General features: G+C 41.8%; 21 protein-coding genes and 1 pseudogene. 10 read left to right on the top strand and 12 right to left on the bottom strand.

Annotated features, from left to right (window positions below):
• Positions 1-22 precede the first annotated feature (22 nt).
• Complete coding sequence (gene acs / locus MSP8886_RS13860; RefSeq protein ID WP_217491350.1) at positions 23-1,978, bottom strand: acetate--CoA ligase; 1,956 nt, start codon at positions 1,976-1,978, stop codon at positions 23-25.
• Between the two features lie 581 nt (positions 1,979-2,559).
• On the opposite strand from acs, the gene MSP8886_RS13855 reads away from it, so the two are divergent.
• The 4 genes from MSP8886_RS13855 to MSP8886_RS13840 all read left to right on the top strand — a co-directional run bounded on the left by MSP8886_RS13855 (position 2,560) and on the right by MSP8886_RS13840 (position 5,089).
• Positions 2,560-3,171: a Fe(II)-2OG oxygenase family protein gene (locus tag MSP8886_RS13855; protein ID WP_067017419.1), complete on the top strand. Its 612-nt coding sequence runs from the start codon at positions 2,560-2,562 to the stop codon at positions 3,169-3,171.
• Positions 3,172-3,315: 144 nt separating this feature from the next.
• Complete coding sequence (locus MSP8886_RS22805; RefSeq protein WP_067017418.1) at positions 3,316-3,585, top strand: TauD/TfdA family dioxygenase; 270 nt, start codon at positions 3,316-3,318, stop codon at positions 3,583-3,585.
• A gap of 2 nt (positions 3,586-3,587) precedes the next feature.
• Positions 3,588-4,433: an alanyl-tRNA editing protein gene (locus MSP8886_RS13845; protein WP_067017417.1), complete on the top strand. Its 846-nt coding sequence runs from the start codon at positions 3,588-3,590 to the stop codon at positions 4,431-4,433.
• Between the two features lie 17 nt (positions 4,434-4,450).
• Positions 4,451-5,089 carry a LysE family translocator gene (locus MSP8886_RS13840; RefSeq protein ID WP_067017416.1) on the top strand — a complete coding sequence of 213 codons (639 nt, stop codon included), beginning with the start codon at positions 4,451-4,453 and terminating at the stop codon, positions 5,087-5,089.
• Between the two features lie 97 nt (positions 5,090-5,186).
• Here the strand turns inward: MSP8886_RS13840 and MSP8886_RS13835 are convergent, their stop codons facing one another.
• Complete coding sequence (locus MSP8886_RS13835) at positions 5,187-7,376, bottom strand: OsmC domain/YcaO domain-containing protein (RefSeq protein WP_067017415.1); 2,190 nt, start codon at positions 7,374-7,376, stop codon at positions 5,187-5,189.
• A 566-nt stretch (positions 7,377-7,942) separates the two neighbouring features.
• Here MSP8886_RS13835 and MSP8886_RS13830 point away from each other — a divergent pair.
• Positions 7,943-8,308, top strand: a complete 366-nt coding sequence (locus MSP8886_RS13830) for a hypothetical protein (protein WP_067017414.1) — start codon at positions 7,943-7,945, stop codon at positions 8,306-8,308.
• A gap of 580 nt (positions 8,309-8,888) precedes the next feature.
• Here MSP8886_RS13830 and MSP8886_RS13825 read toward each other — a convergent pair.
• The 7 genes from MSP8886_RS13825 to MSP8886_RS13795 all read right to left on the bottom strand — a co-directional run bounded on the left by MSP8886_RS13825 (position 8,889) and on the right by MSP8886_RS13795 (position 12,275).
• Positions 8,889-9,647 (bottom strand): contractile injection system protein, VgrG/Pvc8 family, encoded by a 759-nt coding sequence (locus tag MSP8886_RS13825; protein WP_245659101.1) that lies wholly within the window; start codon positions 9,645-9,647, stop codon positions 8,889-8,891.
• Positions 9,638-9,847 (bottom strand): tail protein X, encoded by a 210-nt coding sequence (locus MSP8886_RS13820; protein WP_067017410.1) that lies wholly within the window; start codon positions 9,845-9,847, stop codon positions 9,638-9,640. Before MSP8886_RS13820 ends, MSP8886_RS13825 begins: the two co-directional genes overlap by 10 nt.
• Positions 9,831-10,223 (bottom strand): phage tail protein, encoded by a 393-nt coding sequence (locus MSP8886_RS13815; protein WP_067017406.1) that lies wholly within the window; start codon positions 10,221-10,223, stop codon positions 9,831-9,833. Before MSP8886_RS13815 ends, MSP8886_RS13820 begins: the two co-directional genes overlap by 17 nt.
• A 164-nt stretch (positions 10,224-10,387) precedes the next feature.
• The gene (locus tag MSP8886_RS13810; RefSeq protein WP_067017405.1) at positions 10,388-10,618 is read right to left on the bottom strand and encodes a hypothetical protein; all 231 of its coding nucleotides are present in this window, start codon (positions 10,616-10,618) and stop codon (positions 10,388-10,390) included.
• Positions 10,615-10,983, bottom strand: coding sequence for a Tse2 family ADP-ribosyltransferase toxin (locus MSP8886_RS13805; RefSeq protein ID WP_067017399.1), 369 nt, complete (start codon positions 10,981-10,983; stop codon positions 10,615-10,617). The genes MSP8886_RS13810 and MSP8886_RS13805 overlap by 4 nt, the downstream gene beginning before the upstream one ends.
• A 225-nt stretch (positions 10,984-11,208) precedes the next feature.
• Positions 11,209-11,400: a hypothetical protein gene (locus MSP8886_RS13800; RefSeq protein WP_067017397.1), complete on the bottom strand. Its 192-nt coding sequence runs from the start codon at positions 11,398-11,400 to the stop codon at positions 11,209-11,211.
• 197 nt (positions 11,401-11,597) lie between these two features.
• The gene (locus MSP8886_RS13795) at positions 11,598-12,275 is read right to left on the bottom strand and encodes a hypothetical protein (RefSeq protein ID WP_067017395.1); all 678 of its coding nucleotides are present in this window, start codon (positions 12,273-12,275) and stop codon (positions 11,598-11,600) included.
• Between the two features lie 250 nt (positions 12,276-12,525).
• Here MSP8886_RS13795 and MSP8886_RS13790 point away from each other — a divergent pair, with 250 nt between their 5' ends.
• Positions 12,526-12,816, top strand: coding sequence for a hypothetical protein (locus tag MSP8886_RS13790; RefSeq protein WP_067017394.1), 291 nt, complete (start codon positions 12,526-12,528; stop codon positions 12,814-12,816).
• Between the two features lie 407 nt (positions 12,817-13,223).
• Here the strand turns inward: MSP8886_RS13790 and MSP8886_RS13785 are convergent, their stop codons facing one another.
• Positions 13,224-13,442 carry a hypothetical protein gene (locus MSP8886_RS13785; protein WP_067017389.1) on the bottom strand — a complete coding sequence of 73 codons (219 nt, stop codon included), beginning with the start codon at positions 13,440-13,442 and terminating at the stop codon, positions 13,224-13,226.
• Positions 13,443-13,589: 147 nt separating this feature from the next.
• Positions 13,590-14,945 (bottom strand): annotated as a pseudogene (locus MSP8886_RS13780) (IS5 family transposase).
• Between the two features lie 613 nt (positions 14,946-15,558).
• Between MSP8886_RS13780 and dusA the strand changes: the two are divergent.
• The 4 genes from dusA to MSP8886_RS13760 all read left to right on the top strand — a co-directional run bounded on the left by dusA (position 15,559) and on the right by MSP8886_RS13760 (position 19,412).
• Complete coding sequence (gene dusA / locus MSP8886_RS13775) at positions 15,559-16,596, top strand: tRNA dihydrouridine(20/20a) synthase DusA (RefSeq protein WP_067017387.1); 1,038 nt, start codon at positions 15,559-15,561, stop codon at positions 16,594-16,596.
• A 5-nt stretch (positions 16,597-16,601) separates the two neighbouring features.
• Complete coding sequence (gene tal, locus MSP8886_RS13770) at positions 16,602-17,552, top strand: transaldolase (protein WP_067017385.1); 951 nt, start codon at positions 16,602-16,604, stop codon at positions 17,550-17,552.
• Positions 17,553-17,669: 117 nt separating this feature from the next.
• Positions 17,670-18,182, top strand: a complete 513-nt coding sequence (locus MSP8886_RS13765) for a sugar O-acetyltransferase (RefSeq protein ID WP_067017383.1) — start codon at positions 17,670-17,672, stop codon at positions 18,180-18,182.
• Between the two features lie 129 nt (positions 18,183-18,311).
• Positions 18,312-19,412 carry a PQQ-dependent sugar dehydrogenase gene (locus tag MSP8886_RS13760; protein WP_067017379.1) on the top strand — a complete coding sequence of 367 codons (1,101 nt, stop codon included), beginning with the start codon at positions 18,312-18,314 and terminating at the stop codon, positions 19,410-19,412.
• A 69-nt stretch (positions 19,413-19,481) separates the two neighbouring features.
• On the opposite strand, the gene MSP8886_RS13755 is transcribed toward MSP8886_RS13760, so the two are convergent.
• A complete protein-coding gene (locus MSP8886_RS13755) occupies positions 19,482-20,027 on the bottom strand; it encodes a hypothetical protein (RefSeq protein WP_139063148.1) in 546 nt (181 codons plus the stop codon).
• Positions 20,028-20,999: the final 972 nt, after the last annotated feature.

Below are 20,999 nucleotides of genomic sequence, written 5' to 3'. Positions count from 1 at the left end.
TCACAATCCTTGTAAAGGGTTATTAGGATTTCATATTTAAACGGTTATCGATTAAATCATCAACCACGCTTGGGTCTGCCAAGGTACTTGTGTCTCCTAATTGATCCTGTTCATTGGCCGCAATCTTACGCAAAATACGGCGCATAATTTTGCCTGAGCGAGTTTTTGGCAACCCTTTGTTCGCCCACTGAATCAAGTCAGGCGTGGCAATGGGGCCGATCTCACTTCGCACAAACTGTTTGAGCTCTTTCATCAAGTCATCGCTTGGCTGAACATCGTCGACCAAGGTGACATACACATAGATACCCTGCCCTTTGATGTCGTGTGGATAACCAACCAGTGCGGCTTCTGCAACCGATGGATGAGCGACCAGCGCACTTTCTATCTCAGCGGTACCAAGACGATGGCCAGAGACATTCAATACATCGTCCATACGACCAGTAATCCAATAGTGACCATCTTCATCCCGGGAAGCGCCATCACCAGTGAAGTACATGCCTTCAAAGGTACTGAAATAGGTCTGTTCAAAACGTTCATGATCACCATACACGGTACGTGCTTGACCAGGCCAAGAATCGACAATAACTAAGCCGCCTTCAGCAGGTCCGTTGCCTTGCTGTAATTCACCTTGAGCATCGACAAGAGCAGGCTGAACACCAAACAAAGGCCCAGTACATGACCCAGGTTTCGCATTGGTCTGTACAACACGGGGCGTCATCATCATACCACCCGTTTCTGTTTGCCACCAAGTATCGACAATCGGACAATTGCTTTTACCAAACTGAGCGAAATACCAAGACCAAGCTTCAGGGTTAATCGGCTCACCCACACTGCCCAGCACACGTAACGAATCACGTCGGCTGCTGCTGATTGGCTCATCCCCTTTTGCCATCAAGGCACGAATGGCCGTTGGCGCCGTATAAAGAAGCGACACTTGGTATTTATCCACGACACGACCAATACGACCAGAATCAGGGTAAGTGGGTACCCCTTCAAACAAGACGCTGGTTGCCCCATTAACAAGCGGACCATAAACCATATAACTGTGGCCAGTAATCCAACCAACATCCGCAGCACACCAATAAACATCGTCTGGTTTTAGATCAAAGGCGACCTCATGGGTCAAAGAAGCGTACACCAAATAGCCGCCTGTGGTGTGCACGACGCCCTTTGGTTTGCCCGTTGAACCAGATGTGTACAGAATAAACAAAGGATCTTCCGCATTCATAGGTTCAGCCGGACATAAGGTCGACTCTTTTGCTACTTCTGCGGCCCAATCCAAATCGCGCCCTTCCAACCAAGGCACGTCTTTTTGGGTATAACGATAAACCAGAACACACTCAACCGAAGGACATTTATTGTTCTCAAGAGCGGCATCGACATTATGCTTAAGAGGTATAGTATTGCCCGCACGACGGCCTTCATCTGATGTCATCACCAGTTTAACGCTACTGTCATTCAAGCGATCTGCAATGGCGTTGGCTGAAAAGCCGCCAAAAATAACGGAGTGAATCGCCCCAATACGGGCACAAGCTAACATGCTATAAACGGCTTGCGGAATCATCGGCATATAAATGGCCACTCGATCGCCTTTTTTAATGCCTTGACGTTTCAACACATTAGCAAGTCGACCCACTTCATCATGTAATGTTTGATAGGTAATGGCGCTCTTATCGGCATTCTCGCTATCCCCTTCTAGGTAGTAAGCGATTTTATTGGCATGCTTTTCCAAATGACGATCAATACAGTTGTAAGCCGCGTTTAACTCGCCGTCTTCAAACCATTTGATGCTCACGTTGCCACGTGCGAAGGAGGTATTTTTTACTTTGGTGTAGGGAGTAAACCAATCTAGACGTTGGCCTTCTTTTGCCCAGAACGCATCTGGGTTCTGTACTGACTCTTGATAGCGAGCGTTAAACTCCGACTCACTGATGTTTGCGTTCTTTACGACTGAATGCGATGGTGACAATGACTCCATGATCCGCTCCATTATTAAAGTTGTTTTGAGGATGCTAAGAGCAACTATAGCCAATAAAAAGAGAAGGTCTATTAAACTTTAGTCTTAGAGCCTTAGCTGTTTACATAATTGAGTCTCTCATACATCCTCTACTTTGATGCGATCTAAGTCAATATTTCACCAGCACACAAAAAAGCGTCCCATTTGAAACGCTTTTTGTACACAAAGCTATTTAATCGCTACGATGCCTTCCCTCGTTCGCTTGACGGGCTTGATGAAGCTTTAATCAATAGACAATTGTAAAATCCCGCGAGCACAATAAGGCAACTGGTTTATCGATCCCAATGTGGACACATTAAAAAATAACTTAAAAGCTTGTGGCTGGGATGATGAGTATCTATTCAAGGTTAAGTAGTAGATTAAATAACATTCATGGCCTCCCTAAAAAAAACACAAAAACTTACAAACCAGGAAGTTGACATTCAGTTTTTCATACAATAGCCTTACCCACCCTCATATAGAATAAGGCAATAACAAAGAGAAAAAATGACTTACTTCTCATTGAGGTTTAGATTTTAACACTCCTTGAGGCTATGGAAGCTATGGAAGCTATGGAAGCTATAAAAATAAAAGAAAACACCCTAATACCTGAAAGTGAGTTTTCTATTTCTTTAGATAGAAAAAAGATTATTGAGAGTGAATTTATTGATAAGATAAATTTATCCCCCCATAAAAACCTGCAGTTTTTTCTTAAGAAATCATATATTGACTCAAAAAAACTCCCACAAGAGTTTCATGAAGCAATATATAAATTCAAGAACAACGAAAATAGAAAAGGCATTTTACTTTTCAAAAATTTACCGCTGGATTCGTACATTCCTTTCACCCCAAAAGACCCTTTAAATATACCAGAAAAGAGTAGTTTCTTAAGTGAAAAATGGATAGCTGCTGTTGCTGAAAACTTAGGTCATGCTATTAGTTACAAGCAAGAAAAAAATGGCCAACTTATTCAAAACCTTATTCCGGTAAAAGAGAATGAAGATAAGTTATCCTCAGAAAGTTCGAAAATAATACTGGATTTCCATACTGAGGTGGCCTTTCATCCTCAGAAAACGGATTATGTCATTCTTTTATGTTTAAGACAGGATCATAACAAGGAAGCAGAAACCTTCATCTCAAGCGCGAAAGAGATAAGAAGTCAACTTTCAAAGTAAGACATACAAACATTATGCCAACCTCTATTTAGAACTGGAGTAGATTATTCTTTTGGCAGTCCAAATAACACTAAAGGTAATGGCCCTACACTAAAAATACTTGATGAAAAAATAGATGATTTCATTTGCTATGACTTAGATCTAATGGTCGGCCTAACAGAAACAGCAAGGAAATCTTTATATAATTTAAGATTAGCGGCCAATAGATGTAAATATTCAATCAAACTTGAAAAAGGTGACTTACTTGTTATCGATAACAATAAGGTAATTCATGGTAGATCAGAGTTTAACCCTCTATATGATGGATATGATCGATGGATTTTAAGAACTTGCGCTATGCAAAGCATTAACTCATTTCGTAACGCTGTAAACTTAAAGTCGCCAAGAAAAATTGAAACAACTTTCGAGGTTTAAGAATGAAAACAGAAATATTATTTCCATCAGGAGCCACAGAATCTCAATCTGTCATCGTAGATATAGTGGAGGCCGACACCTATCAAGACGCTATTATACTTGATAAAACACCTTTTCATCCAGAAGACTATAAGTGGAAAGATCAACCATCCGATAAAGGATATATAATGTATGGCGATAAAAAATTTGCTGTCAACAAAGCAATTGTCTTCTACTCTAAAGATAAAAATTTCGTTTTTGATGAACAAATAAATAAATCAAAACCAGATCATTCTATAGGTCTATTTGGAGTAGCTCACCTAATAGACAAAAATCACAATATAAAGTGTGGCGATAAAATTAATGTTTTTGTTGATAAAGAATATAGACATTCTTTATCAAAAGCTCATACTGCAGCCCATCTTATGTCTCTTGCGTTAAATAAAGCACTATCTAGCCACTGGTCTAAAGAATATAAAAAAGATTGTCTAAGAAGCTACAACTTTGATCAAGCAGCGATATTTAGCTCTAAAATAGAACCGGTGAAATCAATAGATACATATCGGTTAAATAAGTCAGCTAAACGCAAAGGAATCGACACAAACTACATATTAGAAAACCCTAAAACGATTGAAAAAGAAGTCAATGAATTATTAATTCAATGGACGAAAGAAAACTCAAGATCCTATATTGATTCTGAAGAACCATTTATTGATTCAAACCGACTATGGAAGACTAAAATTCAATCCACAGAAGTATCCATTCCATGTGGGGGTACACACATAGACAATATAAGAAATCTAAAAAATATTTCAGCAAAAATAGAAATCGACAGCAATTTCTTGATCATACACACTCAAGTTTCTTAATAAAAAAGTAGGAATAAATGATATCTATTAGCATTATAACGGTATATATATCTGTAGCATTTTTATCATATATCACTCCTGGGCCTGACTGGTTAATCATATCTCAAAATACCTTAAAGAATAAACGAAGTGGAATCATTTCAGCCTTAGGTGTCCAATCAGGGCTATTTTTTCATATGATCCTCAGCGTTGTAGGAGCTTATGCAGTTCTTTTAGCATCGGAACAAACTCTAATTATAATTCAACTGCTTGGCTCACTGTATATCATATGGCTTGGTTATTCCTCTATTGCAGATACATTAAAAAAACATAAAGCAATTGAAACTGAAGATATTAATGAAAGCTCTTCAAAAAGTAGACACTCTGCTTATCTAAGTGGATTCATTGCCAATGTCCTAAACCCTAAAGCGGCTATTTTTTTCTTCAGTATTCTCCCACAGTTTGTAGATAAAAATAGCAATATTGCACATCAAATTTTGATATTAGGAATCATTGATATAATAATAGGTTTTTTTTGGTGGTTAATCTTTGTAAGTTTAATAAACAAAATCAACATTATAATAAATGATAGAAAAATTCAGACTAAAATAGAGCTTTTCACAGGAAGCATCTTAACTATTCTTGGGGTTTTATTTTTGATTAAAGCATTAATTTAGAACTCCTTATATAATAAGAGTACCGCACAATTACCTAGTCAGCTTATTGTAGGGGGACTGTACGCCCCCCACACTACCGAGCCTTAAAAATCAAAAATTAATGTTTGGCTGTATTGTCATTACGAGCTTGATGAAGTTTTTTATAGCTTTCAATCAAGCGTAAATGAGGCTCGATACCTTCAAGCTGCATGCTGGTTTTTGTGAGGCCATAAAAGCGTACTTCACCCGTCACAGAGCCAACGACGTTTTCCATCACCTCTTTGCCAAACATGCGATTAAAACTATGAATAAAGTCTTCCAACGCTAACTCATCGTCTAACGTCACTTCTAACACGCAATTCATGGCTTGATAGAAGAGACCGCGTTTTACGGTGTTGTCATTAAATTGTAGATACTCACCAACTAACTCTAACGCTTCTTCGTGTTCACCCAGGGCCAAATAAATCAGTATCTTCAGTTCAATGATGGTTAACTGGCCCCACACCGTATTGTCATCAAACACAATACCAATCAAGGTAGCAATGTCGGTGTAGTTATCGAGCTGACTGTCTTCTAAACGCGTCACTAAGCCAGCAAGTTGTTTGTCACTTAACGAATGCAGATTGAGAATATCTTCACGATAATCCAAAGCTTTATTGGTGTTATCCCAGACTAGATCTTCCACTGGATACACTTCAGAATAATCTGGAACCAAAATACGGCAAGCGGACGAACCCAAGTCGTTCAGTTCTGCGATATACACCTCTTTGCCTAAGCCTTCCAAGATGCCAAACAGTGCACTGGCCTCTTCCTCACTGGTACCAGAGAAATCCCATTCACAGAACTCGTAATTCTGCTTATCACTGAAGAAACGCCAAGAGATCACACCAGTAGAATCGATAAAGTGTTCAACAAAGTTTTCTGGCTCACTCACCGCCATACTGTTGAATGTGGGTTTAGGTACGTCGTTCAAACCTTCGAAACTACGGCCTTGCATTAATTCCGTTAGGCTACGCTCCAAAGCCACTTCAAAACTTGGGTGCGCTCCAAACGAGGCAAAGACACCGCCCGTTTTAGGATTCATCAAAGTCACATTCATTACCGGGAATTGCCCCCCCAGGGAAGCGTCTTTCACTAGGATGGGAAAGCCTTGCTCCTCCAGAGCCTGAATTCCTGCCAAGATACTTGGGTATTTCGCCAAGACTTCCATAGGCACATCAGGCAAGACAATTTCATCTTCGATAATTTGGCGCTTAACAGCTCGCTCTAAAATCTCCGATAAACATTGTACTTGTGCTTCTTGTTGGTTATTACCTGCGCTCATGCCATTGCTTAAAAACAAGTTTTCGATCAGGTTTGACGGGAAATACACCGTTTCGCCATCAGACTGGCGTGTATAGGGAATGGCACAAATACCACGCTCTTTATTGCCTGAGTTGGTATCAATTAAATGGGAACCACGCAGTTCGTCATCTGGGTTATAAATGTCCAGACAGTAATCATCTAAGATGCCTTCTGGCAGGACATCGTCTTCTGTTAGTGCAAACCATTTTTCATTGGGGTAATGGACAAATTCACTGTTGGCGATTTCCAGCCCAAAGAATTGATCATTGTAGAAAAAGTTATTGTTCAAACGCTCGATAAATTCACCAAGAGCCGAGCATAATGCACTCTCTTTCGATGCCCCCTTACCATTGGTAAAACACATTGGCGAGGCCGCATCACGAATATGCAGCGACCACACATTGGGCACGATATTACGCCATGATGAGATTTCAATCTTCATACCAAGGTCTGCCAGCAGCGCCGTCATATTGGCAATGGTTCGCTCTAGCGGTAAGTCTTTCCCAGGAATAAAGGTGTTGGACGAACCATCAGGCTGCCCCATTAACATCGCGTTAGCATCAGCATCCAGATTGGCAACGGTTTCAATCTTAAATTCTGGCCCTGTTTGCACCACCTTCTTAACGGTGCAGCGCTCAATAGAACGTAAAATCCCTTGGCGATCTTTATCGGATATATCGTCTGGTAACTCAACCTGAATCTGGAAAACCTGATTGTAACGGTCTTCTGGATCGACAATATTATTCTGTGACAAGCGGATATTATCCGTCGAAATATCACGCGCTTTGCAATACACCTTAATGAAATACGCCGCGCACAGAGCCGATGACGCTAAAAAGTAATCAAATGGGCTTGGCGCAGAACCATCCCCTTTGTAGCGAATTGGCTGATCGGTGATCACGGTAAAATCATCAAACTTGGCTTCAAGTCTCAAATTGTCGAGAAAATTAACTTTGATTTCCATTAAACAGGGTTTCCACTTTTTGTATACGAGTTGCTCACCCAACACCGTTTATCGGCTAGGGTGAGTCATTAGCGGGAATTATCCGTGATAGATGGGGGCCGAGTAAAATCAAATCGGCTTTTTAAGGAAATTAGATGATCTGACAGCCATTTTTCAATAATGATGGCTTGCACTACTTCGTTTACATCACTAGTGAAGAGACATTTTTGTTTGATGGGGTGTTTTCGCAACCCAAGAAATAAAAGCTAGACCCAAAAAAGACCCACCATAACAGGTGGACTCCGGCCACAAAAAAACACGCGGTGCGTGTTTTAAGCCGCTTTGGTTAAAACGGGGTGAGATTCCTTGCACTGGATTTTGCCAGTGCAAGGAGAGTGTTAGACCAAGATTGAGCTGGGGTCAATAAAGAAAATCCAACTACCTACTTCATGCCCTTCCTTATTGTTTGAATATTTAGTGTAACACCGTGTAATCGACAATTCGAAATAAATGGACTAATTTTTGATTTGTAATGATTGAGTTTATAAGAAAATTATTTTATACAAGTTGAAATAGAGGAAATTAAAATGGGATGGACATTTAAAGAAAAAAATGACAAAGATGCAAGCACACTTGAAAAGTGGGCTCTTGGTGAGATTAATAAGCTTACTAACATTGAAAGAACGACTTATAAAATTGCTATAAGTGATATGCAAGGAAAAGATGCTAGAGCAGTATTGTTTTATGATGCCAATACAACTACTTCATTTGTACCAGCAGAAAGCAAATGTCTTTCAAAAATATTTAAATCAGGATCAAACTACACTAGCCTTTACAGTGAAGTCTTAAAATTCCTTAATGAAATAAAAGATCAACAAGCTAATAATGCAAGAATCGTATTTACTAATGCTAAAGGAACCGTTGCAACAATTTCAATATACTACCCTGAATAGAATAGATTAAATATTTTGAATCAGATAGAAGTCAGCTACGACTTACTATCTGATTTTTAATTCCTATGTATTAATAATTACTCCTTTTCCACTATATTCTTATTCCCCCTCAAACTAGGGAAAGAGCGTGAATACTTTATAACCAACTGAACTGTTTGATTTTTAACCTAATTGGATGCGTTAGGGCGGAAATTACAGCTCAATTTTGAATGAATCTATTGCGTATCAGTTAAATTCTCATCTTTTTGTCTGTTTTATGAGCAACAATATTGAGCTTTACTATTCAAAAATGTTCACGCTCTCGCCCTGCCTCAAACCACCTCACTCGCGACAACCGTACACCTATACCCTGCTTTGCTGTCGCCTCGTGCGGTGACTTTGTCGATGGACCAGTTGCCTTTCATTTCCGGTGGGAAGGTGTCGTTTAGGGTGAGGATGCCTTCTGCAACGAGTTTGGGGTTGCCCCTACCTAGTCAATAAGAGCGTCGAGTGTGACGCTGGTGCCTTGGCGTTGGCTTTTGATGAGGTCGTCTTGGCAGGCTTGTTGGGCGGTGGTTGGGTTGTCGTAGCTTTGGCGGAGTTATTTGAACGGTGCGGTGCCGACGTGTACGGTGTGTTCTTCTCCTGTGTTGTGGTTTGTCCAGTTGGCTTTGACGCCGGTGATGGCGCTTCGGCTGGGTCGGTCGAGTTGGCAGTTGATGAATTGGCCTTCGCTCGGTGTGTTCTGGCTGGGTAAGCTGACGACGGGGGGCATGGTTTGCCCTGTGATGGTCTTCACTTGGCCGCGTTTGGCGAGGACGTACAGGTCGTTGACGGGTTTGGCGATGGCGTCCCGCTCCCGTGCGAGGCGGGTTAGGAAGGCGCTGTCGGTTTCGTCGGTTTGGTCCATGTGCTCGAGGACGATGCTTTCAAACTCTTTGGCCACCCGTGGGCTGAATCCGTGGGGCGTGACGACTTGGCGGAACAGGTCAGCAAGGCTGACGTTTTCGAAGGTGCGTGTGCGGCGCTCTTTAAAGCCCGTCTTGTCTTCGACCTGAAACGGCGCGGCTGTGGCGACGATGGTGACGCTGGGCGGAAACAGTTTCGGCACGATGCGGGTGATTTTGAACTGGCCTTTGTCGATCAGGTTGTCGCCGTAGCCTTCTAGCCACGTGAGCACCGCGCCCTCTTTTGGCAAGCCTGTTTGCCCTGTGGTGTCGATGTGCATGGTGAGTTGGTCGCTTTGGGTGCCTGCGGCGTCGATGCGCTCCCACGAGGTGAGACGCGCATTGATGGTGTTTTCCCCTGCTCCGCTCACGCGCACGCTTGGCAAGTAGTTGGATTGGTTGTTTAGTCCCATATGTTGGTTACCGTCTCGGGGGCTTTGTTTGACAAGGTGGGGATGTCAATAATGACGCCAGCGGGCAGCACTGGCCCGTAGGCTTCTAAGCCGGGGTTAAGTTCGAACAAGGCTTCTTCCGCTTGGTCGTCGTTGCGTTTTAGGGCGATCCACAGAATGTTGGAAATGGTGTCGCCGTCGCGGCTACGGATGGTGGTCATTGGCGTATTCCTCTAACTCGATGGTGAACGCGAGGACGAAGGCGGTGCCGTCGTCGATGATTTTGTCTTGCTTCTCTTGCAAGCGTTTGATGGTCCATTGGCCTAAGTTATTGCCGTAGCCATCGGCCAGCACCAAGGGCGCTCGCTGGTTTTGTAAGGTGCGTAAGGCATTGAGATTCGCCATGCCATCGCCTTGAAACCACGTGCCTGTGACCGTGATGTTCTCCAACTGTTGGCCCGTGTTTTGGCTCATGGGCTTTTGACCGTAACGCGCCACCGCGACCCAACCGCCGTCGCTAGTGCGCTGCAACCCCTCGTATGGCGTGCCTTCGCTCAGCGAAAACACAAAACCACCGAGCGACATCATCTGACGCATGATTACTCCTTAGATAAAAATGGAAGGACAGAAACGAAAAAGCCCATCAGGGATGGGCTTGGGGTGTTTGGTTTGGGTTTGAGAGGTTAAGGGGTGTTTTTATCTGTCTCAAGACTCTAAGACTAGGCGCTATTTTTCATCTGACCCCGAACTCTGAGAAGAAATTACTCTCCTCTAGTGAAATCCAGAATATGCTCACCGAATTCTTTAACAGCTGTATCTTTCAACTGCTCATAAGTATCTAACAAATGTATCATGTCATTGCCGTAGTCTGCTAAAGCATCTTCGCCTACAGTTTCTTCGGTCATTGCTCGCCATCTAGCAATTTCATTTGTCATTGCTTCAAGCAAAACATAAGCGCTTTTTTGGTCGAGTTGTAGATTAATTTTACTCATACTTTTTGATACCTTTCACAATGAATAACAAGCTCTTCAAGCAGAGCAATGTATTGAGTCATGGTCATTTGTTTTGCAGGCATAAGAGAATAGTGGCCTACTTTATCATTTACCAGCTTTAGACCAGTTGGTATTTTGGTATTCTTTTCGATTTTCCAAGCCCATCCACTCATTCGTGTTTTGCTGAGACCGACAGAATCCATCAATGAAATCCCCCCAGTACCAGGGATAACATGAACAATTCCATTAACTTCTAGCGTTTGGATATCAATAGGCCGAACCACATTGATCTTAGAGACTTTGGACGTTCCCATTCTGTAGAGATCGTCACTAAATAAGGTAAGATATTCCTTTTGTTGGAACATATAATCACTCCATGACATTTTATTGGTACAGGAATATACCTTATGGGCTTTTTTTTAAGTAAAGCAGTCTTCATCTCTTTGCATTATTTTTACTTTCACCCACTCCTTTCAAACTACCGCTATCGCCAACAAAAACACCTGTAGGCGATAGCATTTCAGATTGAGTTTGTTGCTTATAGCAAGCAAAGTGAATGCAAAGCCCACTTTTGTGGGCTTTTGTGCTTGTTATTTGTATTTCGGTATCGGCCAGTCGTCTAGGAAGGTGCGGTTGGCGTATTCCTTGATGCATTCGACGTTTTTATTGACCCAATCGGGGGTACGTAGCTGGGCGATTTGGGTTTGGTACATACGGATGGCTTGTACCATGTCGTTTAGGTCGCTGGCGGGAACGACGACGGGGCTGCTTTCTAGTTTCATGGAGGTAACGATGTTGTTGATCAGTTACTTTCTTTGGAGGGAATAGCTCTCGCCTTCCAGCGCGATGGTGTCGACGGGAAGGTGTTTTTGCTTGTTGAGTTGTTTGGGGTCGATGAAGGCTAGGTGCTATTTTTTCGCCTCAAACTCCTTCATCTAATCCCAAACCTCCCCTTAGACTGTAACTAGGCTCTTCAAAGTCACCCGAAGTCTTCAAAAACCTCCTTAACCAAATCATTTGTTTGTATAGACACAACTAAATATGCAGTAGTTTTGTTCTCCTGAAGTACTGAAACGTCAATGTAACGTTTAAGTTCTTTACCTTCAGGTATCGTAAGGTCAGAATCCAGTTTACTTGTTCTATTGCTAGCACACCAATCTAAACACTCTGGCAATAGATTAGTATCTCGAGATACACGAATACAGCTAACAAAAGGCCCACCACTAACGTGATCCCAAGGGTTCTCCCAAGCTATACTTATTTTTCCTTTAATAAAGCTCTTATTATCTTGAACTTCATAAACAAACCCACCCCTAGTACCTGTAGCAGCGGCATCTCGTTTTGCATGAAAAAAAGCACCAGCTTGACATGGCCCGATCTCGTTATCTGGAGCAAGGACTTCTGGATCACTCCAATCTTTACCGCTCTCCCGCTTTTTTTCTCTGAGTCGAAGGTAGTGCTCACCACTAATATTAACAATAATACCTTTAACACTGATACCATTCCCATACTTTTTCTTGGCTGATTTGGTACGAGAATCACTATTTCGAATACTTTTTAAAATACGTGATTTTGTAGCCTCATTATAACCACTTGCCCCCACTCCAATAAGTAAATCTTCATCATCCATATTACTAACCATGTTGCTAATACCCATAATTCTCACCTATAAGTTATTTAAATTAAGATCATATCTTTATCAGTAGCAGTTTTTTATCGCCTTTTTATATATCTAAAACATCACTACCTCTAAACAAAAGTAACTTCAGCCTTCAAAACCCAAATTAGTCATTTAATTTAAACATGGCAATTACACCTCGTTACACGAACTAAAAAAACCACTCTCGTGGGCTTTTTGTGTTTGTTATTTGTACTTAGGTATTGGCCAGTCGTCTAGGAAAGTGCGGTTGACAGTTGGCGTATTCCTTGATGCATTCGACGTTTTTATTGACCCAGTCGGCTTACCTGAATTAGAAAGAAAGCTGAACGATTTAGGGTTGCTTACTTTTTCAAGTAAAGTACGGATGGCTTGTACCATGTCGTTTAAGTCGCTGGCGGCGAGGACGACGGGGTTGCTTTCCCGTTTCATGGAAGTAACGATGTTGTTGATGAGTTACTTTCCTTGGAGGGAATCGCTCTCGACTTTCAGCGCGGTGGTGTCGGTTGAGGTCGAAAAATTTAGCATAGATAAGGATTAAGAGCAGTTTGTCTAATCCTTTAACACTAAACATCTATAGCTAAACAATAAACTCGACTGAGTCTTTTGATTTCCAATCCGACTTTCTCATTATAGTAATAATATTCTCACGATGCTCACCATAATGATTACTAATTACATTTACCGCACAAGGCATATTTATATGAGAAACGGTACACCTAATATTAAAAGTATCATTGTGTTTTAAATTCAAAATTGTAACTTTATGTGACGCTGTCAAACGATTAAATATGCTATTCAGTTCAGCAATCATGATTAGAGGAGTATTTCGAGGGTCATTTACTCTATCTTTCACAACATGTTTAGACATTTTAAAAGACATATTGTGATGATAAAGGATTTCATTAACTGAGTTTTCAAGTGCTAATATCTATGCTGGGGTAATCATTATCTACCTCCAATGTGCTTATTATACAACTCCATTATCTTTGAATTGAGTTCTTCGTCATTGGAAGCGACAAAACTACCAACTGATGCAGAATCTTCAACTGTGCCAATGAGAACCTCAAACGTTTCATTATCAAAACTCTCAACAAAAATATGTTTCTCTTTCTCCGCGTCAAAAAACGAGGCGAAATTATCTTCTCGTGACATATCAAATTTCATATATCCTCCCTTATGATATTGCTAAAAACCAAATTTGCTAATATCTATTACTGTCTTACTTCCCCTGTTGATGGCATGCTGACGGATGCCATCGACAGAAATAGTAAAATGTTTTCACTATCCTAGTCGTCCCTGAATAATGGCGTTTCAAGCAAGAAGCGCCATGCTATTTTTAGGTCTTTCCGTTGGAAAAATTATTTTCAGCCATAATCGCCTTAAAAATGGCCCAATATATGGGGCGCAATAAAGCCACTTCAGTAGCTTACGTAGGTTCTGGCCACAGGCGCTTAAGATCACGTTCATCGCATCGCCTAGTATGCTTTTTAAGAAGCATCGTCTGAGTTTTCCATCGGATTTGAGATGCCCGATGATGGGTTCTACACTGTTTCGTCTCCCCATCCAGCGCTTCTCTTTCTTGGGCACACCGCGTTTTTGACCTGTAACCAAGACTTTAATGTCTTCCACGCCCGACCCTTTATACCCTCGGTCAACAAAACAGGTTTCCGGTTTTTTTCCTGTCAGGGTTTCCACTTGTTGAAGTTGATCTTTCAAGGTATGTCCATCATAAGGATTACCTGGATAGCTTCTTGCGCCCACAATGAAAGATTCTTTAGCCGTCACCGCGATACTGGCTTTCACACCAAACTCATAGCGTTTATGCGCTTTGCCTTTGGAGATACAGTCCACATTGGGTTCATGCAGGCTGTAGAGTTTGTTTTTACTCTGACGCGTTTGTTTTAGTAATCGATAAGCTTGGTTGAGAGTGTCTTCTTGCTTTTGGGTGAGCGTTAATCCTTGTCGCTTTACTTGCCGATCAATGTCCCGCAATACCCGCCCTAAGAAGCCTTTGACTTGCTTAATCGCCTTTCTCATTCATTTGTATTGTTTGGCATGCCCATAGCGTCCAATCTTTGGCATTAACTCATGGCAGGCTTTGTCATAGGTTTGTCTTAGCGTGATAGCGAGGTCTTTTGCCACTTGAGTGAGTTGCTGTCGTGCCTTGCTGTAGAGTTTGGCATCGGTTGGGAAGGTGATGTTTTTTTCTTGTACCGTGGTATCAACAATCACACGCTTTAGACTCGCAGACTTGATCACTTTTAGCTTTAGTCCTGCTTGTATCGTCTGAGTAAGCAGCCATTCACAGCCTTCTTCTCCTAAACGTTTGCGCCATTTAACAAGACTGGTTGGATGGCACGGGAAGTCATGTTGAAAAAAGGTTTCTCCGCAAAAGTATTGGTAATAAGGCGATTCAAGCCATTGCTCTAAGACCATTTCATCAGACAAATTATACAAATGCTGTAAATACAGTAGCCCTACCATCAAGCGAGTCGGCAGAGCCGCTGCGCCAACTGTCGCGAAATGCGTCCCCAATTTGGTATCCAACCGATCCCAATCCAGCACTTTAGCCAACCGAACGAGTGCATGGTTGGGGTTAATAATATCGATTAGCTGAGGTCGGAATAAATCCTTCTGCGGATCTTGCTTTGTTTGACGAGGCTTCATAAAAACTCACTGATTCTGCAACTTTTTGGGGCTAAAGCGCCATTATTGGCGAGATTCTAGTCCTTAGCATTATACAAAATGCATTGTATTTCAATAGGTTGAGAATTATTCAGGGATGACTATCCTAACCAGAACAAAAATGTAAAAAAGGATCAAAGCCAAGCTTGCTATAAAACTGATGGCCAATGTCGCTATATAAATATATGGCATGACACTGGTGATGAGCGAACAATTCAACCTTTACTAAAGATACCAAGCGAGGCGCGTACGCTCGTCCTCTTAGATCTAGTGGCGTCGAGACTGCCCCCACTCCAAAGCAAGTCTCTTTGAGGCCAAAAACAATGAGGGATGAGACGAGTTGATCGTCCTCGATTAGTACATACCAAGTCCCCCGCTTGACCAAACACCTTTAAACACTAAAGTTCCATCTTTCTTTTGTCGCTTCCTGTAACTAGCCATACCATGAACCTGTAATTTTATGACATAATAGGGCTATCACTTTTTAACTGCGTTATTTGGCGATTAAAGGCCCCAGTGCTAAAAAAAATTTTTAGCACTTTGTTAGCACTGCAATACCTAAAACGCCATATTTTAACCCAAAATGACCATACAAATGCTAAATGAAATTACAGAAATTATAGGCGCTAAGCCAGTAAAATCAAAGGATACAGTAGATAGACGCTTCTCGATCGCCCCCATGATGGACTGGACCACAAGCGATTACCGAGTATTTGCGAGAACATTAAGCAAGAATACGCTACTTTATACTGAGATGGTTACCACAGGGGCGTTATTACAGGGCAATAATCCTGAAAGATTCTTACATTATGATGAATGTGAGCATCCTATCGCCTTACAACTTGGCGGTGCTGATGCGGAGGCGCTGGGCAAATGCGCGAAGTTGGCGGAAGACTATGGCTACGATGAGGTCAATCTAAACGTCGGTTGTCCGAGTGATCGAGTGCAAAACAGTTTAATTGGCGCTTGTTTAATGGCTTATCCAGACAAGGTAAAAGACGCCATGCATGCTATGCAGGATTCGTCTAGCCTACCGATCACGGTAAAGCATCGTATCGGGCTCGATGATCAAGAAGAATACAGTGTGGTGCGAGATTTTGTGGGTGATGTGGCGACAACGGGCGTTAAGACCTTTATTGTCCACGCTCGTAATGCCATTTTGGCGGGCTTAAGCCCAAAAGAGAATCGAGAGATTCCTCCATTAAAGTACGATTATGTGTACCAGTTGAAGAAAGATTTCCCAAACCTTGAAATCATTATAAACGGTGGCATTAAAACACTAGAGGAATGCGAACAGCACTTACAATTTGTCGATGGTGTCATGGTGGGTCGCGAGGCGTATCAAAACCCTTGGTTACTGAGCCAAGTAGACAGCCGCCTATTCGGCCAAAATGACCGTTTTGATAACCGCTTTGATGCATTGATGGCCTTTGTGCCTTATGCGAAACAGCAACTCGCCAAAGGTGAGCGTTTGATGCATATCACTCGCCATATTTTAGGCCTTTTCCAAGGCGAACCTGGCGGTAAACAATTTCGACGCTACCTTTCTGAGAAAGGTCATAAAGCGGACGCAAATATAGACGTATTATTAGAGGCCATTGACTTGGTCAAACAACACCAACGTAAAGGATAAGAGCAATGAGCAACAAGTTATCTCAATTAAAAGAGTTCACGACCATTGTAGCGGATACGGGTGATATCACGGCAATCAAAGAGTATTTGCCAGAAGATGCCACTACGAACCCTTCTTTGATGCTAAAAGCGTCTCAAATTCCTGAATACGCACCTTTTCTAGATCAAGCCGTTGCATGGGCTAAAGAGCAAAGTAACGACAAAGAGCAACAATTGATCGACGCCAGCGACAAGCTAGCGGTTATCGTCGGTACGGAAATTCTAAAATACGTACCTGGCCGCATTTCGACAGAAGTCGATGCACGTTTATCTTACGACACCAACGCCACTATCGAAAAAGCCCATCGTTTGATCAAACTCTACGAAGAAGCCGACGTGTCGCGTGACCGTATTTTGATCAAAACCGCGTCGACTTGGGAAGGTATCAAAGCAGCAGAGCAATTGGAAAAAGACGGCATCAACTGTAACCTAACCTTGTTGTTCTCTTTCGCTCAAGCGCAAGCTTGTGCCGAAGCGGGTGTATTCCTGATCTCGCCATTCGTGGGCCGTATCCTTGACTGGTACAAAAAGTCTACTGACGAAGAATACACCGCTGAAACGGACCCAGGCGTTGTGTCTGTTACTGAAATTTATAACTACTACAAAGACCACGGCTACAACACCGTTGTGATGGGCGCGAGCTTCCGCAACATTGGTGAGATCGAACAGCTAGCGGGCTGTGACCGATTGACCATTAGCCCTGCTCTACTTGAAGAATTGAAAAAAGACGAAGGGAAGCTAGAGCGTAAATTGATCCCAGCTAAAGAGATTAAACCAGCGCCTGAAGCAATTACTGAACAGGCATTCCGTTGGGCAATGAACGAAGACGCTATGGCAACTGAAAAACTTGCGGAAGGTATCCGCAACTTTGCGGCCGACCAACGTAAGCTAGAAAAAACGCTGGCAGCTATGCTGTAAGCAATCGGCTTAACGATAACACTATCTAAAACGCGGCTTCGGTCGCGTTTTTTATGTGTCCCATTTATCAATCTCTATAACAATGAGTAACCCTACTCAGGGAGTAATCAACCAACTATGACAGAATTTGAAAAGATGAAAAGCGGGGAGCCATTTAATGGCCTAGATAAAGACCTTAGGTTGCGTCGAGAAGCCGCTCGCCTTGCCTGCGCCAAATACAACACTCACCCAAGCAAAGGCAATTTACGTCATATCACCCGCCTCTTTGCTAAGTTTGGCAGCGTCGTCATTGAGCCTGGCTTTCAATGTGATTATGGGACGCAAATTCACATCGGTGAGCGTTGCTATATTAATTTCAATTGTGTGTTTTTAGACAGCGCGGCCATTTATATCGGCAACGATGTACTGATTGGCCCAGACTGCCACCTTTATGCGGTGGATCACCCACGAGCCCCCCAAGAAAGAGCCGACGGAAAATGCTTTGCCAAGCCGATTAGCATTGGCAATAACGTCTGGATTGGTGGGGGAGCAAAAATACTTCCAGGGGTAAACATCGGCGATAATGCTATTATCGCAGCAAATGCCGTGGTAAGACGTGATATTTTAGCAAACGAACGCTATATAGGGTGACGCCTTCTCTATGAAAAATTTCACTACTAGGCAAGTAATTGGCAATGATTGAGGAACGCCAACTCTGTAATCAGCATAATGACATTTTTTATATATACTCAAAGAACATGTTTAAGAGATTAACTTGTTATGAAAACTTGGCTGTTATGCATTTCACTTTTATTGAGCTTGCAAGTAGATGCGCAAATGGTCACCACCAGTGGACCACTCAAAGTAAAGCAGGTCACCCAGTTTAACGGTATTCCTTGGGGAGTCACCCTACTTAGCAATAAAGAAGCCATTGTCACCATCAAAAAAGGGAAAGCTTACAGAGTTGACCTAAAAAATGGTGACAAACAGATACTCAGTGGATTGCCAAAGGTGGATAATCGAGGCCAAGGTGGTTTATTCGATGTGGCGAAAGCACCTAACTTTGAACAAAGCAAGTTACTCTATTTCACTTATGCCAAACCCACACCAAAAGGCGCAACAACGACTTTGGCTCGTGCCAAATTAGTTGGGAATAAGCTAACAAACTGGCAAGATATTTTTATCTCCGATGCGGCCACTAAAACCAACCGACACTTTGGTGGGCGGATTGCCTTCGATGATGCAGGGCACGTTTTTTTCACCATTGGTGATCGCGGTATAAGAAAGAACGCACAGGACCTAACCAACGATGCCGGTAGCATTTTACGTTTAACGTTAGATGGCAAAGTTCCGGCAGACAATCCATTTATAAACAACAGCCGAGTGAGAAATGCAATTTGGAGCTATGGACATCGTAATCCTCAGGGGATTTTTTACGATACAAAAGATCAGAAACTGTGGTCAAACGAACATGGTCCCAGAGGCGGTGATGAAATCAATTTAATTCGTCGCGGAGCGAATTATGGTTGGCCGATTGTTTCCCATGGCAAAGAGTACATCAACAATAATCCCGTAGGTGAGGCCAAGGAAAAAGATGGCATTGTCAAACCACTCAAAGTCTATATTCCCTCTATCGCCCCTAGCTCACTGCTTCGCTATCGCGGGAAATTATTCGCCGACTGGGATGGCAGCTTTTTATCAACAGCCTTAGTGCTGAAACACCTCAATCGCATTGAGATGAAAGACAATAATGAAACAAAGGAAACACGCTACCTTGAGTCATTACATGAACGCTTACGCTCCATGGCAGAAAGTAAAGATGGCGCCCTCTATATTGGAACGGATTCAGGCAAGTTATTAGAAGTCACACCTCTACAATGATTCAGGCTAATAAGCGTTTATCGTTGTGTTTTACTTAAATACTTTAATAGACCTGCATTTTGTAGAAGCTTACTGCTTTTTACCTTCTAAATACTTTGCCACTTGCACTACTTGCTCAAAGGTTCCGGTTGTCAGCCTAGCTTGTACACCTTTATCATAACAATAAGCTTCTTTTTTAGACCAAGCCGTTGAAATCTTTGAACCAAATAACAATGTATCATATGGACAAGGAAAATAACCATTCGCTTTGGCCGAAATTGGCCATATAAGAACATCTAACGCAAACACTAAAACACTTATAATAGCTACACCAAAAAGAAATAACATCAACTTTCTCTTGAATACTTTAAAGATATTTTTTTCAAATGATGTTAATAATAGATGATTAACACCACCCAATATTAAAACCCACATAAGTATCCAGATAGGTAAAATTATTAACTCTCCAGCCGTATGTAACACAACAGGGTAACTACTATAAGGGTACATTATCTCTTGAACAACCTCATTAAACCCGATAGCGACCATAAACCATGTATAGGCTAGAGTCATAATCAAAAAGGCAATAACGACCCATATATCTTTTGACTTTATATTACTAAGCCTATTCTTCAAAATATCAACCCCTGATTAACAGAACCATTATAAAAACTGCCAACTTTACTTATACCACCCCCTACAAAATCAACAACTTCTCCAGCCGAGTTAAAAGAAACTTTATAAGCTTCGCTTGCTAATAAGGGTGCCTTTTCTACAATATGTTTTAAAGCATTTATTACTGTATCTGTAATATGATAACTTTCATCTATTCTATTTAATATATATTTTACACCTACACCTACACCTACACCTACACCTACACCTACACCTACACCTACACCTACACCTACACCTACACCTACACCTACACCTACACCTACACCTACACCTACACCTACACCTACAATTATACCAATCCCCGCCGCGACAATTGCTACAGGACAAAGAAATGCTGTGATGGCACCAGCTAGAAGTATCGCAGCATAACCTATCGCAGCTTTAACAATATCCGTACTAACCGTTCCTAACCAATTTGTCCAGCGATAGTTATCTTTAAAAATCCAGTTTATCGTATCAAGCGTAATAAAAAGAATACTGTGATATAAAAAACCCTACTACACCACTTTTCATACCATCTTTACCAATACCAATTTCTACCATTTTAGTATGATTCAAAAGGTATCTTGATCTTCTGATAATATTCCTCTATCTAGAGTTTCCTTTAAAGGCGACATACTCCCTACCATTTCTAATGATAATGTCATATCTACCAAGAATATTACCGGATCGTTTAAAATCATTAATAAGAGAGATTAAATAAGAGCTACCTTTAATTTCTGAGCCATAATTCGCAGTAAATGATAAGATACTATCAGTAACAGACAAGCCAGTTAAGCTGGAGAGCTTCTCTTTGATTTGCTCTTCTGTTTTTCCAAGAATTTCTGAGTTTCAACCCAAAGTCAGGTGAACTCTTCTTTTGTGATCGAAAATGCATCACAACGATTTTGTTTGAAATCTATTAGATGAACGCTGACACTCCATGGCAGA

It is taken from the genome of Marinomonas spartinae (assembly GCF_900089775.1).
Classification (GTDB): Bacteria; Pseudomonadota; Gammaproteobacteria; order Pseudomonadales; family Marinomonadaceae; genus Marinomonas; species Marinomonas spartinae.
Note: the sequence above shows the minus strand (reverse complement) of the source record. Positions and strands in the feature narration are given on the sequence as shown.

Coding starts and splice junctions, on each gene's coding strand:
- MSP8886_RS13795 (WP_067017395.1), bottom strand. CDS start 12,275: ATGGGTATTAGCAACATGGTTAGTAATATGGATGATGAAGATTTACTT.
- MSP8886_RS13830 (WP_067017414.1), top strand. CDS start 7,943: ATGGGATGGACATTTAAAGAAAAAAATGACAAAGATGCAAGCACACTT.
- MSP8886_RS13785 (WP_067017389.1), bottom strand. CDS start 13,442: ATGAAATTTGATATGTCACGAGAAGATAATTTCGCCTCGTTTTTTGAC.
- acs (WP_217491350.1), bottom strand. CDS start 1,978: ATGGAGTCATTGTCACCATCGCATTCAGTCGTAAAGAACGCAAACATC.
- MSP8886_RS13855 (WP_067017419.1), top strand. CDS start 2,560: ATGGAAGCTATGGAAGCTATAAAAATAAAAGAAAACACCCTAATACCT.
- MSP8886_RS13815 (WP_067017406.1), bottom strand. CDS start 10,223: ATGCGTCAGATGATGTCGCTCGGTGGTTTTGTGTTTTCGCTGAGCGAA.
- MSP8886_RS22805 (WP_067017418.1), top strand. CDS start 3,316: ATGGTCGGCCTAACAGAAACAGCAAGGAAATCTTTATATAATTTAAGA.
- MSP8886_RS13800 (WP_067017397.1), bottom strand. CDS start 11,400: ATGAAACTAGAAAGCAGCCCCGTCGTCGTTCCCGCCAGCGACCTAAAC.
- MSP8886_RS13760 (WP_067017379.1), top strand. CDS start 18,312: ATGAAAACTTGGCTGTTATGCATTTCACTTTTATTGAGCTTGCAAGTA.
- MSP8886_RS13835 (WP_067017415.1), bottom strand. CDS start 7,376: ATGGAAATCAAAGTTAATTTTCTCGACAATTTGAGACTTGAAGCCAAG.
- tal (WP_067017385.1), top strand. CDS start 16,602: ATGAGCAACAAGTTATCTCAATTAAAAGAGTTCACGACCATTGTAGCG.
- MSP8886_RS13825 (WP_245659101.1), bottom strand. CDS start 9,647: ATGGGACTAAACAACCAATCCAACTACTTGCCAAGCGTGCGCGTGAGC.
- dusA (WP_067017387.1), top strand. CDS start 15,559: ATGCTAAATGAAATTACAGAAATTATAGGCGCTAAGCCAGTAAAATCA.
- MSP8886_RS13820 (WP_067017410.1), bottom strand. CDS start 9,847: ATGACCACCATCCGTAGCCGCGACGGCGACACCATTTCCAACATTCTG.
- MSP8886_RS13765 (WP_067017383.1), top strand. CDS start 17,670: ATGACAGAATTTGAAAAGATGAAAAGCGGGGAGCCATTTAATGGCCTA.
- MSP8886_RS13805 (WP_067017399.1), bottom strand. CDS start 10,983: ATGTTCCAACAAAAGGAATATCTTACCTTATTTAGTGACGATCTCTAC.
- MSP8886_RS13845 (WP_067017417.1), top strand. CDS start 3,588: ATGAAAACAGAAATATTATTTCCATCAGGAGCCACAGAATCTCAATCT.
- MSP8886_RS13810 (WP_067017405.1), bottom strand. CDS start 10,618: ATGAGTAAAATTAATCTACAACTCGACCAAAAAAGCGCTTATGTTTTG.
- MSP8886_RS13840 (WP_067017416.1), top strand. CDS start 4,451: ATGATATCTATTAGCATTATAACGGTATATATATCTGTAGCATTTTTA.